This window comes from Gordonia alkanivorans NBRC 16433 (genome assembly GCF_000225505.1).
Taxonomy (GTDB): domain Bacteria; phylum Actinomycetota; class Actinomycetes; order Mycobacteriales; family Mycobacteriaceae; genus Gordonia; species Gordonia alkanivorans.
Genome location: NZ_BACI01000060.1, coordinates 139607 through 156327 on the forward strand (window position 1 = coordinate 139607; position 16721 = coordinate 156327).

Sequence of the window (16721 nt, forward strand, 5' to 3'; positions counted from 1 at the left end):
GTCGTACTCGCTCCCCGAGGAACGAGCGAAGCAAGGGTCAGCGTGCGCGACGCGCCAGACGCTCGGAGTCGGCGATCAGGACGCTCTTGCCCTCGAGGCGCAGCCAGCCGCGCTGCGCGAAGTCGGCGAGTGCCTTGTTCACGGTCTCGCGCGAGGCGCCGACCAGCTGGGCGATCTCTTCCTGGGTCAGGTCGTGGGTGACGCGCAGGGCGCCGCCCTCCTGCGTGCCGAAACGCTGCGCGAGCTGCAGGAGCTGCTTCGCGACGCGACCGGGCACGTCGGTGAAGATCAGGTCGGCGAGGTTGTTGTTGGTGCGGCGCAGACGACGCGCGAGCACGCGGAGCAACTGCTCCGCGATCTCGGGACGGTCCTTGATCCACGCGCGCAGGGCGTCACGGTCCATCGACACCGCGCGGACCTCGGTCACCGTCGTCGCCGACGAGGTACGGGGGCCCGGGTCGAAGATGGAGAGCTCGCCGAACATGTCCGACGGTCCCATGATCGTCAGCAGGTTCTCGCGACCGTCCGGGGAGCGACGGCCGACCTTCACCTTGCCGGACATGATGATGTAGAGCCGGTCACCGGGCTCGCCTTCATGGAAGATGACGTGTCCACGAGGGAAGTCAACGGGCTGAAGCTGCTTGGTCAGCGCCGCGACGGCAGAAGGCTCGACACCTTGAAATATGCCTGCCCGCGCCAGTACTTCTTCCACCTAGGGAACCTTTCTCGAAATCTTTGCTACAGCCACGTGTGAGATCGCGCCCTTGGATACGCTACCCCGCGAACCAGCATAGGTGTTAAATGGGTCACTGACGGCGCATTACGGGTGTGTCTGACGGACTAGATGCGGCGATTCGACGATCATCGGCCGCCGATGGGCTGTCGACACCGAGAAAGAGGCGTCGGGAACGGTGTGCGCTTGCTGCTCGCGGATCAGCTGGCCCGCTGCGGCGAGGCGGCGTGCTCGGCGGATGCCGGATCGTGGTCGAAGCGATGGAACCGCAACTCGTGCAGTTCGGCGGGCGCGGAACCGTGCGGCGGCTTGCCGGCGTTCTGGGACCCCGTGCGGTCGATGAATTCGTCGACCTCGTCGTTCGAGACGGACACGCGGTCGACCCGGGCCTGCAACTTGTCCATGCCCATGGCGAAGAGCATGAGTACAGCCGGGAACAGCAGTGCTGCGAGACCATGCATGGGGACAAGTAAACACAATCGACCCCGCAGAATCCTCATCGGACAAGGCGACGTCACTGACTTGTTACCTGACCGTAGGTTGCGTCCCTCATTTCGCCCGATTGAGCCGGGTAGCTCACACCGGAACCGGAGCAACGCCCTTGACCTGCGGTGATGGGCTCGGGCGTGCGGGTCGGGGCGGTCACCGACGGCCGTGGTGAGCGGAGTTCGTGCAGGACATCGCTAACCTGAATCACGTGAGCGCACGTAAGGCTGCGTCCGTGGGTCAGGCCCCGGCCCGCAAGCAGGAGACCCACCTCGGGCTGGTCCGACGCGCGCGCCGGATGAACCGCACCCTCAAGGTCGCGTTCCCGCACGTGTACTGCGAACTCGACTTCACCAACCCGCTCGAGCTGTCGGTCGCCACCATCCTGTCGGCTCAGTGCACCGACGTGCGGGTCAACCAGACCACCCCGGCGCTGTTCGCGAAGTACCGCACCGCCCGCGACTACGCCGAGGCCGACCGCACCGAACTCGAGGAGATGATCCGCTCGACCGGCTTCTACCGGAACAAGGCGAACTCGATCATCGGACTCGGCCAGGCCCTCGTCGAGCGGTACGACGGTGAGGTCCCGAACAAGTTGAAGGACCTGGTGTCACTGCCCGGGTTCGGCCGCAAGACGGCCAATGTCGTTCTCGGAAACGCGTTCGGGGTCCCGGGGATCACCGTCGACACGCACTTCGGTCGCCTGGTCCGACGCTGGCAGTGGACCGAGGAAGAAGACCCGGTGAAGGTCGAGCACGCCGTCGGTGAACTGATCGAACGCAAGGAGTGGACCGACCTGTCCCACCGCGTGATCTTCCACGGTCGGCGTGTGTGCCATGCCCGCAAGCCTGCGTGTGGGGTCTGCATCCTCGCCAAGGACTGCCCGTCGGTGGGCACGGGTCCGATGGACAAGGCCGAGGCGGCCGCACTGGTCAAGGGCCCCGAGACCGAGCACCTGCTCCGACTGGCGGGACTCGCCGCCCCGTGAACGACAACGCCACCGAACCGGCGACCCCGCAACCCGCCGATTCCCCCGAACCCCCCGCGCCGCCGACCTCTCGCTTCCCGGCCGCTGCGCGCTGGACCCTCGTCTTCGTCATCGTGATGATCGCGCTCATCGTCGCGATCTGGCCCCGCGGCGACGCCCCTTCGCCGACCACCGGGTCGCCGCCGTCGGTCAGCGGGCCACGCCCCTTCGACGCGCCGGTCGACGAAGCCCGCGTGGCGCAGGCACGGGCCGACGCAGAGCTCGCCGACTGCCCGGTCACGGGCCTGCCGGAGAACCCGGACTCGGTGCTGGCCGGCATCGTCGAACCGTGTCTGGGGACCGGCGCGCCGTACGACCTCGGCGCCGCCACCGCGGGAAAGCCCCTCGTCGTCAATGTCTGGGCGCAATGGTGCGGCCCCTGCAAGACAGAGCTGCCGTACTTCGAGGAGTTCGCCGCCCGCGCCGGCGACCGCGTCACGGTGCTGGCACTTCACGCCAAGGAAGGCGGGACCAACCCGTTCTTCCCGCTGACACTGCTCACCGAGATCGGAGTTCGCTTGCCGTCCGTGCTCGATCCCGACGGCCGGGTGGCCGCCGCCATCACCGCGCCACGGGTCTTCCCGTCGACCGTCTTCCTGCGCCCCGACGGCACGATCGCCAAGGTGTACCCCGGAGTGTTCGACAGCCCGCAGGAGATCGCCGACGCGGTCGAGGAGTACCTGGGCGTGACCGTATGAGCAACGACTCGCACGTCGGCCCACTCGTGCATCCCGACGAGATCCCGCCGTGGATGCATGCGCTGACCCGCGACGTCGACGCTGTCTCCGAGAGCGTCAACAATCGGGGCGGGGACCGGACCCGTTGGGCCCAGATGTTCCGGCGCGACCGCCGCGCAGCCGCGGTCCTGGTTCTGTTCTCCGGTTCCTGGGAGGCCGCCGACGATCACCCCGGTGGCGTTCCCGCCGACGCCGAGGTGCTGCTGACCGAACGCGCGTCGACCCTGCGTCAGCACAGCGGACAGGTCGCCTTCCCCGGAGGTGCTGCCGATCCGGGCGACGACTTCCCGGTCGGCACCGCACTGCGCGAGGCGCGCGAGGAGACCGGTCTCGACGCGTCGGGTGTGCACATCGTGGCAAACCTGCCGACCTTCCCGGTTCCGCCGTCGGGCTTCGACGTCGTGCCGGTGATCGGTTACTGGCGCGAGCCGAGCGAGGTGAGCGTCGTCGATCCCGGTGAGACCGCCCGCGTCGACCGCATCAACCTGCGCGAGCTCCTCGCTCCCGAGAACCGCTTCCAGGTGCGTCGTTCGGTGATGGGCGGCCGCCTCTACCAGGGGCCGGCCTTTTTCGTCGACGGTCTGCTCGTCTGGGGCTTCACCGGCGGGCTCATCGCGGCCATCAGCGACGCATCCGGCTGGGACCGCCCCTGGGACAAGAACGATGTCCGACCGCTCGACGAGATGATCGAACGTGCGGGCAACCGTCAGGAGTCGGGTTTCAGCGCGGTCCATCCGCGTGGGACCACCGACCCCGACGCCCACGCCGGACCGGGTGCGAACTGATGACCGGGTCCGCGTGGGTCGACGTCATCGTCATCGGCATCGCGCTCCTCGCCGCGATCAGCGGCTACCGGTCCGGTGCGGTCGCCTCGGCGCTCGCGTTCATCGGCGTCGCGCTCGGGGCGGTCGCGGGACTGCTCCTTGCGCCGCATCTGATCGAGCGTTTCGACGACCTGCAGGTCCGGGTGCTCGTCGGGATTGCCGTGCTCGTCGTGCTGGTGGTCATCGGTGAGGTGGCCGGCATGGTGTTGGGCCGGGCCGCGCGAGGCGGCATCCGGTCGCCGGGACTGCGGGCCATCGACAGTGGCGTCGGTTCGATCCTGCAGGTCGTGGCCGTGCTCCTGGCCGCGGGACTGCTGGCGATCCCGTTGCGCGGTTCCGCCGACCCGGCCATCGCCGGGGCGGTACGCGACTCCAAGGTCCTGACCGGCGTCGAGGTGCTGTCGCCGCAGTGGGTCAACGATCTGCCCGGCGATTTCAAAGCGCTCCTCGACAGTTCCGGGCTTCCCAAGTTCCCGTTCGTGAGCACGCCGTCGACCAATGTCGACCCGCCCGACCCGGCGCTGGCCGACCTGCCCGTGGTCCGCCAGGCGCGTCCGAGCGTCGTCAAGATCGAGGGTGTCGCGCCGAGCTGCCGCCAGGCCCTCGAGGGCAGCGGCTTCGTCGTCTCGCCCGAGCGCGTGATGACCAACGCCCACGTGGTGGCCGGCACCGAACGCCTCGAGGTCGAGACCTCCACCGGGGCACGGCTCCCCGCGAAGGTCGTCCTCTTCGACAGCGACACCGACATCGCCGTCCTCGACGTCCCCGGCCTCCGCGCGCCCGCACTGAGATTCGCCTCGCGGCCGGCGTCGACCGGCGACGACGCCATCGCGCTCGGCTTCCCCGAGGCCGGGCCGTTCTACGTCAGCCCGCTGCGTGTCCGGTCGACGTTCAACCACACCGGCGACGACATCTACCGGACCGGTCAGGTCACGCGTGAGGTCTATGCCGTGCGCGGATCGATCCGGCAGGGCAATTCCGGTGGACCGCTGCTCAACTCGGACGGCGAGGTGCTCGGGGTCGTGTTCGGTGCGGCGGAGAACGTGGCCGACGAGACCGGCTTCGTGCTCACCGCCCGTCAGGTGCGCGCCGACTTCGACGAATCCGAGCGACGAAGCGAGCGGGTGAGTACCAAGAGGTGCGTGCTGGCCTGATCCGCCGCGCCTTCTCGGTGGCCACGTCGTTGGTCGCCTCCGGTTCGGTCCGGAGGAACTCGAGGATCGCCTCGGTCACCGCCGCGGGCTGCTCCTGGTGCACGAAGTGCCCGCTGCCCTCGATCTGCCGGTAGGTCTGGTGCGCCGCCCACCGACGGCCGTCGGCGATGGCGTCGCTGAGGATGTACGGGTCGTCGCGGCCGCGCAGGGCGAGGACCGGCAGGTGTAGCCGCTGGTCCATCAACTCCATGAAACGCAGTCCGTCGGGCCGGAACTGGGAGCGGAACGCCCAGCGTCGGTACTCCAGACTGCAGTGCGCGACGTAGGGGATCAGCATCGCCGACCGGTTCAGTTCGACGGTCTGCGCGTAGTCGGGTCCGGAGCGCCAGGACGACGACGATCGCTGCGCGAAATAGTCTGCGATGAACGCCGCGTCGTCCCGGGTGACCTGTCGTTCGCCGACGCGCGGGATCTGGTTGCGCAGGAAGAGGTTCAGGAACTGTTCCCGCTGAGCCCGGTCACGCAGCGCGCGTCGACGCAGTGCCCGCGGGTGAGGCGACGCGACCACGACGATCCGGTCGACGACGCGGGGATGCAGGGTGGCGGTCGCCCAGCAGACCAGTCCGCCGTCGGAGTGGCCGATGAGTGTGGCGCTGGTGTGCCCGAGGGCGCGGACGAGACCGTTGGTGTCACCGGCCAGGGTCCAGCCGTCGTAGCCGCGAGGCGGTTTGTCGGTGTCGCCGTAACCGCGGAGGTCGACCGCGACGGCCCGGAAACCGGCCTCGGTGAGCGCGGTCAGCTGGTGTCTCCAGCTCCACCAGAACTCGCCGAAGCCGTGGAGCAGCAGTACGAGCGGTCGGTCGCCGGCGGGAACCCCCGCCGGTTCGACCGCGTGGAACCGGACACCGTTGGCGCGGACGTCGAGGTGCTCCCAGTCGCCGGGAAGACGAACGCTCGACGGGTCAGGTGCCTCGCTCAAGACTCACCCCTCGCGGGCGGGAGGGATCCTCGGGTGCGCCGGGGCCTGCGGATGGCCGGGGCCGCGGTGGGGCAGCACCGTCGACAACTCGTTGACCGATTCCATCGTCTTCTTCGGTCCACGGACTTTCTTGAAGAAGATGTAGCCGACGAACGCCGCGATGCAGGTGACCACGACGAGGATCAGGAAGACGATCAGGAACGCCAGCCAGCGCCACACGAACTCGTCGAGCAGTTCGGCCAGGAAGAAGAAGAAGAAGAAGCTGGAGTACAGCGCCATCACGCCGGCGACGATCAGCAGACCCGTACCCGCGCCGGCCTTCTTGGCCTCACCGACGAGCTCGGCCTTGGCGAGGGCGACCTCGGACCGGAACAGGGTCGAGACGCTCGCGGTGGCGTCCTTGACCAGGCTCCCGATGCTCGGCTCGCCGTTGGGACCGGCGTTCGCGTCCGAGAGTGGGATCGACGGGACGGAGTCCCGCCCCGCTTCGGGCAGGCCGTGCTCGTTGGGGCTCACAGAATCCTCCGTTGTTCGGCTGATGGCCATATGTTGCCATGTGTGGGCTCACGAGGTGGCGGCCCACCCGGCGAGATGCCGGTGAAAGTCCGCCGAGAGCCCGATGCGCCGCCGGTGAACTTGTCACCGGCGGCGCATCGACGCAGTCGTTCCTGCTCCCTGAGGAGCGAGCTCGCGAGCGTCAGGACTTCTTCGAGCGGATCGCCTCGAACACCGACGGATCGACGAGCGTCGAGGTGTCGCCGAGCTCGCGGCCCTCGGCCACATCCTTGAGCAGGCGGCGCATGATCTTGCCCGAACGCGTCTTGGGCAGCTCCGGCACGACGTTGATCTCGCGCGGCTTGGCGATCGGGGAGATCTCCACCGACACCTGCATGCGGAGCTCGGCGATCAGCTCGTCGCCGGTGTTCTCGACGCCCTCGCGGAGGATGACGAAGGCGACGATGCCCTGGCCGGTGGTCTCGTCGGCGGCGCCGATGACCGCGGCCTCGGCCACACCGGAGTGCCCGACGAGGGCCGACTCGACCTCGGCGGTGGAAATGCGGTGGCCGGACACGTTCATCACGTCGTCGACGCGGCCGAGGACCCAGAGGGCGTGGTCCTCGTCGTAGCGGGCGCCGTCACCGGCGAAGTACCAGCCCTGCTCGGCGAAACGCGACCAATAGGTGTCGCGGAAGCGCTCCTCGTCGCCCCAGATCCCGCGCAGCATCGCCGGCCACGGCTGATCGAGGACGAGATAACCCTGCTCGCCGGCGCCGACGGGGTTGCCCTGGTCGTCGACGATGTTCGCGCTGATGCCGGGCAGCGGCTTCATCGCCGAGCCGGGCTTGGTCGCGGTCACGCCGGGAAGCGGCGAGATCATGATCGCGCCGGTCTCGGTCTGCCACCAGGTGTCGACGATCGGTGCCTTGCCACCGCCGATGACCTCGCGGAACCACCTCCACGCCTCGGGGTTGATCGGCTCGCCGACGCTGCCGAGCAGGCGGACCGACGACAGGTCGTGGGCCTCGGGGATCTGCTGGCCCCACTTCATGAACGTGCGGATCAGCGTCGGGGCGATGTAGTAGATCGTGACGCCGTACTTCTCGATGATCTCGAAGTGGCGATGCTCGTTGGGGGAGTTCGGGGTGCCCTCGTAGACCACCTCGGTGGCGCCGTTGGAGAGCGGCCCGTAGACGAGGTACGAGTGGCCGGTCACCCAGCCGATGTCGGCGCCACACCAGAAGACGTCGCGGCCTTCCTTGTGGTCGAAGACGTAGTGGAAGGTGTAGCTGACCTGGGTCAGGTAACCGCCCGAAGAGTGGACGATGCCCTTGGGCTTGCCGGTGGTGCCGGAGGTGTAGAGCAGGAACAGCGGGTGCTCGGAGTCGAAGGCCTCCGGTTCGTGGACGTCGGACTGCTGGTCGACGGTGTCCTCCCACCAGACGTCGCGTCCCTCGACCCAGTTCAGGCCGGGGTCGTGATTGGTGCGACGCACCACGAGGACCTTCTCGACCGACTTCGCGGCGTCGTCGCCGGTGCCCAGCGCCTCATCGACGTTGGTCTTGAGGGGGGCGGGCTCGCCGCGTCGGTACTGACCGTCGGTGGTGATGACGAGCTTGGCCTCGGCATCGTCGACGCGGGAGCGCAGGGCGCCCGAGGAGAAGCCCGCGAACACGACGGAGTGGGTGAGGCCGAGGCGCGCGCAGGCGAGCATCGAGATCAGGGCCTCGGGGACCATCGGCATGTAGATGGCGACGCGGTCGCCGGCCTGCAGGCCGATGGAGGTGAAGTAGTTGGCCGCCTTGCTGACCTCGGTGAGCAGCTGGCTGTAGGTGAGGTCGCGGGTGTCGCCGGGTTCGCCGACCCAGTGGATGGCGACGCGATCGCCCTTGCCCGCGGCGACGTGCCGGTCCACGCAGTTCACGGAGACGTTGAGCTTGCCTCCGACGAACCACTTCGCGAACGGTGCGTTCGACCAGTCGAGGGTGTCGGTGAAGTCGGTGGCCCAATCGAGTCGACGCGCCTGCTCCGCCCAGAACTCGAGTCGGTCCGCGTCTGCACGGTCGTAGATCTCGGCGTTGGCGTTGGCCTGCGCGGCGAACTCTTCGGATGGCGGGAACGCCTGGACGGTGGTGGAGGACATCAGTGAAATGAGCCTTTCGCTTCTCGACGGCGGATCAACCCAGAGTAAAGGTGACACGACGGGATGACGGATCGCTGGTGTGAGCGTAGTCACGCCACGTTGCAACGGGGTACCGGTGCTCCGATGAGCGTGGTCGATTCGCGACGAGCGGTGGCTCTTTCGCGACGAGCGGTCGTCACCCATTGTTCACGCATGACCGCGGCCTTGTTCAGGCGCCCGCAAGAATGGGCGGAGGGCGAATATTCGAAACCATCACTAACAATAAGTGTCGTCATGGTTCGTTCGTGAGGCCTTTCGATCATCGACCGGTTGGACTACATCGATGTCCGGGTTGGAGCGAGGCGCCGTGGGTATGGTCCGACCGGGGTCGGGGGAGCACGCGACGAGTTCGCGCAACTATCGTCAGGGCGTGACCAACGATCCTTTGGCTCCTCTGCTGGACCTCCCCGGCGTGGCCGACGCTGCCGATCGAGCGCGTGACGCGCTGTCCGCGGTGCATCGGCACCCCGCCAACCTGCGCGGATGGGACAAAACGGCCACCGAGGCGTCGTGGCGGGCGGGCCGGTCGTCGGCTGCGATCGACGGCGGAAGCGTGGAACTACGCCGCGACGGGGACTTCGACGATCCGATTCTCGCGGGGGCGATGCGCGTGTCGCAGGCCCTCGACGGTGAATCGCTCGAGACCCTCACCGGCGTGATCCGACGCGCCCCTGCTCAGGCACTCGCTCGTTTGCACACGCTCGCCGCCGCCGACCTCGTCGCGAATCACGACGAGCTGGGCCGCCCGCGACCCGAGACGGATGTGGCGAATCGTCTCGATCTGTTGGGGCAGTTGATAACCGGTGCCACGTCGGTGCCGGCGCCGGTGCTCGCCGCGGTGGTGCACGGCGAGCTTCTCGGGCTCCAGCCCTTCCCGACTGCGAACGGAGTGGTCGCGCGTGCCGTGTCCAGGCTCGTGGGCGCCGCGACGGGACTCGACCCGCATTGTCTGGGGGTCCCGGAGGTCACCTGGTTCAAGCGCGCGGGTGAGTATCGGTCGCTGGCGGCGGCCTTCGCCTCGGGTGGTCCGGACGGGTTGCGGGACTGGCTCGTGTTCTGTTGCGAGGCGCTCGAAGCCGGTGCGGCGGAGGCGAAGTCGATTGCCGATGCGGCGCGGGCGGGGTAGTTCGAACCGACCCCGGACAACACTGCGGGCGGCCTCCCTGTCGTTACCGACGAGGTTGCCGCCCGCGTAGCACGGACTCAAGTTACCAAGCGTGCTTGGTGGGTTGTGGTCACCGCCTCGGCGATTGAACGCGGGTCAGGTCGCCCGTACCGTCCACGTGCGGCCATCTTCAAGGCCATTCTCCCCGGGCTCCTCGCCGGCGGGGGGAAGGCAGTGGCGCAACTAATGTGGCGGTCGTTTCTCCTGCCGCGATTTCGCAGGCGCACAACGCTTTTGCCTTTATGCGGCGTGCTCCGCGTGGGTGCTTGCCGCCCGTGCTGGGAAGTGCTCGGAGCGGGGACTCGGTCCTTCTCTTCCGGATCGGGCTTGGCCCTCCGAACTTCCGTACCACTGTTGTACACCGTGATCGCGGTCACATCAAGTGATCGGTGTCCAAATGTTGAACGACTTCCCGGAATCGACGGGAAGTACTGCGGGGCAGGGTATTCGCGATCCGAGACGGTGCTGTCCGGCGCGCGGCGTGCGGTGGCCGGCGTGTCGCGACGCGGGTCTCGGGGTCCCGATGGGTTCCGGGTTCGTCATGACGATCCGACCTTCGGGGTCGTCCGCAACCCCGGCGGACGGCCCGGATGTCCGAGATTCACCAACTGCAAGTTTCCTTGAGAAAATGTGTTAGCTGGAGCGCTGTGTATAAGCCTCGTCGGTCTCCCGAGGATCAGAACGGACATTTGCGAAGAACGATTGTTGTACTTGCAAAGAATCAGAAGCCGTGTATAGTCGTCGGTACCCGGTTCTGATACCGGCGCCTTTCAGCCCGACCCCCCGGGGCTGAAACGCGACAACCCCGGCCTCCTCCCCCCCTGGCCGGGGTTGTCTTCTATCTAGGGGCAGCCTCCGCCTTTGCGGACATTCGTTCACTGCCAGTTGTAGTCTGCTCGGCCATTGTCCTGTGGATTCTTTCCACAGCCCGCCGACGATGTCCACAGAGGCCGCGAGCGGGCTCCTGAGGGACCTTCTCCGCCTCATCATCGACGCCATGCCCGATGATCTGCTCGTTCTCGTCGACCCGGATCTGTATGACGACGTCGCCCGCTGCGCGGCGGCCGCCGGATATCGCACCGTCGCCGCCCGGCCCGACGACTGTCGCCGTGAATGGCTCACCAGCCGCGCCGTGGTGGCCGATCCGGCGGCGATCGCCGTCCTCACTCTGATACATCCACCGCGTCGCGACGGTCTGATCCTCGTCAGTGCGGAGGAACCGCGAGCCGACACCTGGCGGATGGCGATGGACCTCGGGGCCACCGACGCGGCCGCGCTGCCGTCTGACGAGAATCGCCTGGTCAGATCGTTGACCGACGTCCGCGTACCTCGCCGCCGGCCCGCGGGTGTCCTCGCGGTGATCGGCGCACATGGTGGAGCCGGCGCATCGACGCTGGCCGCGGCGGTGGCTCTCACCAGCGTCGGGAACGGATCGTCCACCCTGCTCCTCGATCTCGACGACGTCGCGCCCGGTACCGACCTGCTGCTCGGGATCGAGCAGCGCCCGGGCTTGCGCTGGCAGGACCTGTCGCTGGACGGAGGCGTCGTCGGTGGCACGGCGTTGCACCACGCCCTGCCACGTGCCGGGAGTGGTCTCGCGGTGTTGACCTCGGAACGTCTCCCCACGCGGGCGCCGGGCTCTGACGCGGTGGCCGCGGTCATCGACGCAGGTCAGGCCCACGGAGATCTTGTGGTGGTCGACCTTCCGCGCGCCGACACCCCGGTCGTCCGTACAGCGATCGCTTCGGCGGATCTCGTCGTGCTGGTCTCCGCCCCGTCGGTCGGTGGCTGCGCCGCGGCACGTCGGGTGGTCGGCCGGCTCATCGGTGACGAGGTCTCCGTCGAACTCGTGGTCCGGGGTCCGTCACCGGGTGGTCTGCGGCCCGCGCAGGTCGCCGACGCGATCGGGGTCCCCTTGATCGCCGCGTATCGGCCTGACCCGCGTCTTCCGGTCCGGCTGGAGGGTGGACCGCTCCGCGTCCGACCCCGCAGTCCGCTCGGACGTGCGGCCCAAGCCGTCCACTCGAGGGTGGCAGGGCAGGGGAGAGCGGCGTGACAGTCGATCGAACTGACGACGAGCTGCTCGAACGCGTCCGGTCTCGGCTGGCCTCAGATGCCGCGGAACCGAGCCCGGCGGTGATCGCCGAGGCGATCCGTGCCGAGGCCGGCGGTGTCCTGGGCGACACCGACCTCCTCGCGGCACTCCGTTTCCTTCAAACGGAGCTCACCGGCGCCGGAAAGCTGGAGGCACTGCTCGCCGAACCAGACATCGCCGACATCCTCGTAGCCGGTCCCGACGACGTATGGGTGGACCGCGGACGCGGACTCGAGCCGGCGACGATCCGCTTTCCCGACGAGGCATCGGTCCGGCGCCTGGCGGGACGTCTCGCGCTGAGCGCCGGACGTCGCCTCGACGACGCGCAACCGTGGGTCGACGGCCAGCTGTCCGACGTCGGCCGGCGCGGATACACGGTGCGACTACACGCGATCATCCCGCCGCTCGCCGCCGACGGCACCTGTATATCGTTGCGGGTGCTGCGTGCAGCGTCGAAGGACCTGCCGAGTCTGATCGCCGGCGGCGCCATCCCGGCAGAGGTGGTCGGGATCATCGGTGACATCCTCCGACACCGCTTCTCCTTCCTGGTCATCGGCGGCACGGGCTCCGGAAAAACGACGCTGCTGAACGCGCTGATCGGCGAGATGAACACTCGTGAGCGGCTCGTGTGTGTCGAGGACGCCCTCGAGCTCGCGCCCCGCCATCCCCAAGTGGTTCGACTCGTGGCACGCGCGGCGAATGTCGAAGGCGTGGGCGAGGTTCCGGTGCGTGCGCTGGTGCGGCAGGCGCTGCGCATGCGGCCCGACCGGATCGTCGTCGGGGAGGTGCGAGGCGCCGAGGTGATCGACCTGCTCACCGCACTCAATACCGGACACGACGGCAGCGCCGGGACCGTGCACGCCAACTCGACCTCCGAGGTGCCGGCGCGGATGGAAGCCCTTGCCGCGCTGGGCGGGATGGGTCGCGATGCGTTGCACAGCCAGTTGGGCGCGGCCCTGCAGATGGTGCTCGGTGTCGCGCGCCGAGCGGACGGTTCACGTGGGCTCGTCGAGATCGGCGTCGTACGGCGTGCTCCTGACGGGCGAGTCGACATCGTGCCGATCTGGTTGCGAGACAGTGGTTTCACCGACCACCGACCGTTCTTCGACACGATGCTCGCCAGACATCGACCGCCCGGCGGTCGGTCCGCTGACGACCCCGGGACCTCCGCTGGTCCGCGCCGGCTGTCGGCATGATGTCCGGGATCCCGCCGATGGCCCCGGTCCTGGTGGCCCCGGTCCTGGTGGCCCTCGGGTTCGGTGTCCTGTTGTGGTCGCCGCCGCGGGCCTGGCAGCGCCTGCAGATCGTCGTGGGGAGGCCGCGCGTCACCCGATCGTCGAATCGGATGGCGCTTCTCGCCGCGGGTGCACCGGTGGCGGCCTTGGTGCTCGGTGGGCTCTCGGCCGCGGTTGCGGCGGGCATCGTCGTAGCGCTCGTGATGTGGATTCGACGACGTCGACAGGCGGAGAAGAGGTTCGATCGTCGGTTGGACGACCTGCTGCTGGCGCTGTCCCTGATGATCTCGGAACTTTCGGTCGGCGCGCCCCCGGTGCACGCCTGCGAGGTTGCGGTCGCCGAGCTTCGGCGGCGCACGGCCGACGGTGGTCGTGGCTGTTCGGAGATCGCCGATGGGCTCGAGGCGATGGCGTCGCGAGCGTCGCTCGGTGGGTCGGCGATCGCAGGTCCGGAGCCGACACCGGGTTCGGAGGACGCGTCGGGGGCGGCGTCGTGGCGTCGGATCGGAGTGGCCTGGCAGACCGCCGAACAGTACGGCCTGCCGATGGTGGACACGCTGGCGGCGTTGCGGTCCGATCTGCGGTCGCGCCGCGGATTCGCCGACCGCACACGTGCCGGCCTGTCGGGGCCGCGTGCGACGGCGATGGTGCTGGCCGGTCTGCCCCTGCTCGGTATTGCACTGGGCCAGGCGACCGGCGCCGGGCCGATCCAGGTACTCCTCGGCGGTGGTCTCGGCGGCGTCCTGCTGATGGTCGGAACCGTCTTGGCCGCAGCCGGAGTCGCGTGGTCGGAACGCATCACCGGGAAAGTGCTGGCCCGTTGACCGGGGTGGCGATCGCGATGGCGTCCTTGGCCGCGGGGTTGCTGGTCTGGCCCGCGCCGCGCTGGCGGCTGTACCGGGTCGTCGACCCTCCGCCGGGCCCCGACCGCTCGCCGAGATGGCTGGGTGCGGGTCCACCGCGGGAGGATCCGTTCGCCGTGGCATCCGCCTTCGATCTGTTCGCCGTGTGCCTCCGGGCCGGGTTGCCGGTGGGTGTCGCCGCGGCGGTCGTTGCCGGCCGGGCCCCGCCGTCGCTCGCCCGGCCGCTCGCGCGTGTCGCTGACCTGCTGCAACTCGGTGCCGACCCGGACACCGCATGGGCGGCGCTGCTCGAGGATTCATCGGAGGCGAAGAGGTCGGCCGACGACCATCTCGAAGCCCTCGCGGCGCTGGCCAGACGCTCGGCCCGAGCCGGTTCGTCACTGGCGGGCGGACTCGCGGAACTGGCGGACGATGTTCGACGCCGCGCTCATGACGATGCGCTGGCCGCGGCCGAGCGCGCCGGAGTGGCGATCAGTGGTCCGCTCGGGCTGTGCTTCCTGCCTGCGTTCATCTGTCTCGGGATCGTGCCGGTAGTGGTCGGTCTGGCGTCGACGGTGCTCGGCGCGTTCTGACTGCGAGCGCGGAAGTGCTCACGAACTGTCGGTGCCCACCAGCACACTGGAGACATGGTTGACACCGGACACCGACACCATGCGATCGACTACGTCGAGCTCACCGTCACGGACATGGCTGCGGCGCGGACCTTCTATTCGGGCGCGTTCGGCTGGGAGTTCAACGACTACGGACCCGGTTACTCGGGAATCGTCGGGCCGGGAGGAGCAGGATCGCCGGAGGCGGGCGGCCTCGCGCTCGGCGACTCGGCGCCCACCCGGGGCGGCCCGCTGGTCCTGCTGTACTCCGATGACCTCGACGTGACGGTTGAGAAGGTGCGTGCGGCGGGAGGTCAGATCGTCAACGGTCCCTACGACTTTCCGGGCGGCCGACGGTTTCACTTCACCGACCCGAGCGGTAACGAGCTCGGCGTCTGGTCGTCCGCCTGAGGTGTCCGCTCGCAAACCCACCCCTCGAGGGGTGCGGAGTCGAAAACTCGATGGATCCCAGCGGGGCTTTGATGCGTCCAAGTAGTGCAGAACTCGAAGGTCGCTCGTCCCGACAGGAGAACCCATGACCCACAACCTTTCTCGTCTCATCGATCGTGCAGGTGCGCACGCCACGCGGCTGATCACCGACGAGGACGGCATGTCCACGGCGGAATACGCGATCGGCACAATTGCGGCCGCGGCGTTCGGGGCGATCCTCTACACGGTGATCACCGGGGACAACATCGTGAGTGCGCTGACCGGCATCATCGGGAAGGCTCTCAACACCTCGGTGGGCTGATGTGCTTGCGTGCGCTGAGGATTCGGATTGCGGAGATCGGTCGGGATGAGGCGGGGATGGTGACGGTCGAGGCGGCATACGCGGTCGCTGCGATCGTGGTCGCGGTGCTGCTCGCCGTCGGAGCGATCGGTGGCGTGACGGCCCAGATCCGTTGTACCGACGCTGCGCGGGAGGCGGCACGGCTGACGGCAGCGGGTGACGATTCGGCGCGCGAGGTCGCGAAGCGGATGGCGGGGGATCGGGCCGTGGTGTTGGTGTCGGTCCAGGGGAAACGTGTCGTCGCGCAGGTGCGCACCTCGGTGGCGTTGTTGCCGGGCCTCACGATGTCGGCACAGGCCGTGGCCGCCAAGGAACCGCGAGGCGAGGATCAGGTGGTCTTCGCGCCCGGCGTCGAACCGTGAGGGCCGTCCGCGGTCTCGTCGCAGATGACCATGGCAATGCGACGGTGCTGGGTGCGTTCGCGATCGCCGCTCTCGCGGCAGTTCTCGTCATGGTCATCTACGTCGGCGCGGCCGTGCTCGCCCGTCACCGCGCTCAGTCGGCAGCTGACCTGTCCGCGCTGGCCGCAGCCGCAGATCACGTGGCGGGGGAGTCCGAACCCTGCACCGCTGCGCGTGCAATGGCGACGGCACAACGGCCTTCGGTCGAGGTGGTCGCGTGCCGAACGGACGGTGAGGACGTGCTCGTGTCGGTGCGGGTCCCGGTCGACCTGGGCACCTTCGGCGTCCGGGCGGCCACGGCGTCCGCGCGGGCCGGTCCGGTCGAGTGACGGTGGAGCGCTACCCGCGTCGGACAAGAGAACGGAGTCTGGGGATCGGCCAAATCAGGTCGTCGTACGGTTACGGACGTGATTAGAGCCTTCGTAGCCACTGCCGCCGCACTTGTACTACTCGCGGGATGCTCGTCTGAGAAAGATGCTCCTCAGCAAGCTTCCGCACTCCCCGGGGTGATGACAGCTCAACCTCTGACTGCCTCTGACTTGGCCGAGCGATTGAAGACATCGATACCCGAAGTGGTGAAGATCATTGAGATCACCGAAGAAAACGACCCGAACAATCTGATCGGTCGCCCAAACGGGTACACGACAGCCTTTGTCATCGAAGACTCGCGCGTTGGTTGTCTCGAGTTGCCGGGCAGCAGCATCGGTGTTGACTGCGGGGCAATGGTCGAACAGTGGCCAGACCATGCATCAGCCCAAGCGCGTGCCGACTACATCCAGCGGGTGCTGAAGGGAGCCCCGATGCTCGGACAGGAGTACGACACGGTTCGTGGAGATGCGGTGCTCCGTGTGTCGGGTGATCTCAAACCGTCTGAGGCAGAGAGGTACAAGGAGGTGTTCGCGTCCTAACAGGGTCCGAGTGACCTAGCGCGGAAGAGCGTGTACGACCAGGGCCTCGTGAAC

Annotated in this window: 19 protein-coding genes; 14 read left to right on the top strand and 5 right to left on the bottom strand. The window is 68.3% G+C overall.

Going from position 1 to position 16721, the window contains the following annotated elements; genetic code table 11:
- Positions 1-37 precede the first annotated feature (37 nt).
- Together GOALK_RS11695 and GOALK_RS11700 are read right to left on the bottom strand one after the other, a co-directional pair.
- Complete coding sequence (locus GOALK_RS11695) at positions 38-712, bottom strand: Crp/Fnr family transcriptional regulator (RefSeq protein ID WP_005194565.1); 675 nt, start codon at positions 710-712, stop codon at positions 38-40.
- Positions 713-933: 221 nt separating this feature from the next.
- A complete protein-coding gene (locus tag GOALK_RS11700; RefSeq protein ID WP_006359028.1) occupies positions 934-1194 on the bottom strand; it encodes a hypothetical protein in 261 nt (86 codons plus the stop codon).
- 209 nt (positions 1195-1403) lie between these two features.
- Here GOALK_RS11700 and nth point away from each other — a divergent pair, with 209 nt between their 5' ends.
- Genes nth through GOALK_RS11720 form a run of 4 tightly spaced genes read left to right on the top strand, consistent with a single transcriptional unit; the run spans position 1404 to position 4961 of the window.
- The gene (nth, locus tag GOALK_RS11705) at positions 1404-2207 is read left to right on the top strand and encodes an endonuclease III (protein WP_006359029.1); all 804 of its coding nucleotides are present in this window, start codon (positions 1404-1406) and stop codon (positions 2205-2207) included.
- A complete protein-coding gene (locus GOALK_RS11710; protein WP_006359030.1) occupies positions 2204-2944 on the top strand; it encodes a TlpA family protein disulfide reductase in 741 nt (246 codons plus the stop codon). The genes nth and GOALK_RS11710 overlap by 4 nt, the downstream gene beginning before the upstream one ends.
- Complete coding sequence (locus tag GOALK_RS11715; protein ID WP_006359031.1) at positions 2941-3768, top strand: NUDIX hydrolase; 828 nt, start codon at positions 2941-2943, stop codon at positions 3766-3768. The genes GOALK_RS11710 and GOALK_RS11715 overlap by 4 nt, the downstream gene beginning before the upstream one ends.
- Positions 3768-4961, top strand: coding sequence for a MarP family serine protease (locus GOALK_RS11720; RefSeq protein WP_006359032.1), 1194 nt, complete (start codon positions 3768-3770; stop codon positions 4959-4961). The genes GOALK_RS11715 and GOALK_RS11720 overlap by 1 nt, the downstream gene beginning before the upstream one ends.
- Here the strand turns inward: GOALK_RS11720 and GOALK_RS11725 are convergent.
- From GOALK_RS11725 to acs, 3 genes are all read right to left on the bottom strand, one after another.
- Positions 4876-5940: an alpha/beta fold hydrolase gene (locus tag GOALK_RS11725; protein WP_006359033.1), complete on the bottom strand. Its 1065-nt coding sequence runs from the start codon at positions 5938-5940 to the stop codon at positions 4876-4878. The two genes, GOALK_RS11720 and GOALK_RS11725, sit on opposite strands and share 86 nt — an antisense overlap.
- Positions 5941-5943: 3 nt before the next feature.
- Positions 5944-6456, bottom strand: coding sequence for a phage holin family protein (locus tag GOALK_RS11730; protein ID WP_006359034.1), 513 nt, complete (start codon positions 6454-6456; stop codon positions 5944-5946).
- Positions 6457-6637: 181 nt separating this feature from the next.
- Positions 6638-8581: an acetate--CoA ligase gene (gene acs, locus GOALK_RS11735; protein WP_006359035.1), complete on the bottom strand. Its 1944-nt coding sequence runs from the start codon at positions 8579-8581 to the stop codon at positions 6638-6640.
- Positions 8582-8990: 409 nt separating this feature from the next.
- Here acs and GOALK_RS11740 point away from each other — a divergent pair, with 409 nt between their 5' ends.
- The 10 genes from GOALK_RS11740 (at position 8991) to GOALK_RS11785 (ending at position 16667) form a co-directional block, all read left to right on the top strand.
- Positions 8991-9746 carry a Fic family protein gene (locus GOALK_RS11740; protein ID WP_040004163.1) on the top strand — a complete coding sequence of 252 codons (756 nt, stop codon included), beginning with the start codon at positions 8991-8993 and terminating at the stop codon, positions 9744-9746.
- Positions 9747-10782: 1036 nt separating this feature from the next.
- Complete coding sequence (ssd, locus tag GOALK_RS11745) at positions 10783-11841, top strand: septum site-determining protein Ssd (protein ID WP_040004164.1); 1059 nt, start codon at positions 10783-10785, stop codon at positions 11839-11841.
- On the top strand, positions 11838-13076 hold the full coding sequence (locus tag GOALK_RS11750) for a TadA family conjugal transfer-associated ATPase (RefSeq protein WP_006359038.1): 1239 nt from the start codon (positions 11838-11840) through the stop codon (positions 13074-13076). Before ssd ends, GOALK_RS11750 begins: the two co-directional genes overlap by 4 nt.
- Entirely contained in the window at positions 13073-13939 is an 867-nt protein-coding gene (locus GOALK_RS11755) for a type II secretion system F family protein (protein ID WP_006359039.1), read from the top strand. Before GOALK_RS11750 ends, GOALK_RS11755 begins: the two co-directional genes overlap by 4 nt.
- Positions 13936-14550, top strand: a complete 615-nt coding sequence (locus tag GOALK_RS11760; protein WP_006359040.1) for a type II secretion system F family protein — start codon at positions 13936-13938, stop codon at positions 14548-14550. Before GOALK_RS11755 ends, GOALK_RS11760 begins: the two co-directional genes overlap by 4 nt.
- A gap of 54 nt (positions 14551-14604) precedes the next feature.
- Complete coding sequence (locus tag GOALK_RS11765) at positions 14605-14979, top strand: VOC family protein (RefSeq protein ID WP_006359041.1); 375 nt, start codon at positions 14605-14607, stop codon at positions 14977-14979.
- A gap of 124 nt (positions 14980-15103) precedes the next feature.
- Positions 15104-15319 (top strand): DUF4244 domain-containing protein, encoded by a 216-nt coding sequence (locus GOALK_RS11770; protein WP_006359042.1) that lies wholly within the window; start codon positions 15104-15106, stop codon positions 15317-15319.
- A complete protein-coding gene (locus tag GOALK_RS11775) occupies positions 15319-15720 on the top strand; it encodes a TadE family type IV pilus minor pilin (RefSeq protein WP_006359043.1) in 402 nt (133 codons plus the stop codon). The genes GOALK_RS11770 and GOALK_RS11775 overlap by 1 nt, the downstream gene beginning before the upstream one ends.
- Complete coding sequence (locus GOALK_RS11780; protein ID WP_006359044.1) at positions 15717-16088, top strand: Rv3654c family TadE-like protein; 372 nt, start codon at positions 15717-15719, stop codon at positions 16086-16088. The genes GOALK_RS11775 and GOALK_RS11780 overlap by 4 nt, the downstream gene beginning before the upstream one ends.
- Positions 16089-16334: 246 nt before the next feature.
- A complete protein-coding gene (locus GOALK_RS11785) occupies positions 16335-16667 on the top strand; it encodes a hypothetical protein (RefSeq protein ID WP_157139151.1) in 333 nt (110 codons plus the stop codon).
- Positions 16668-16721 lie beyond the last annotated feature (54 nt).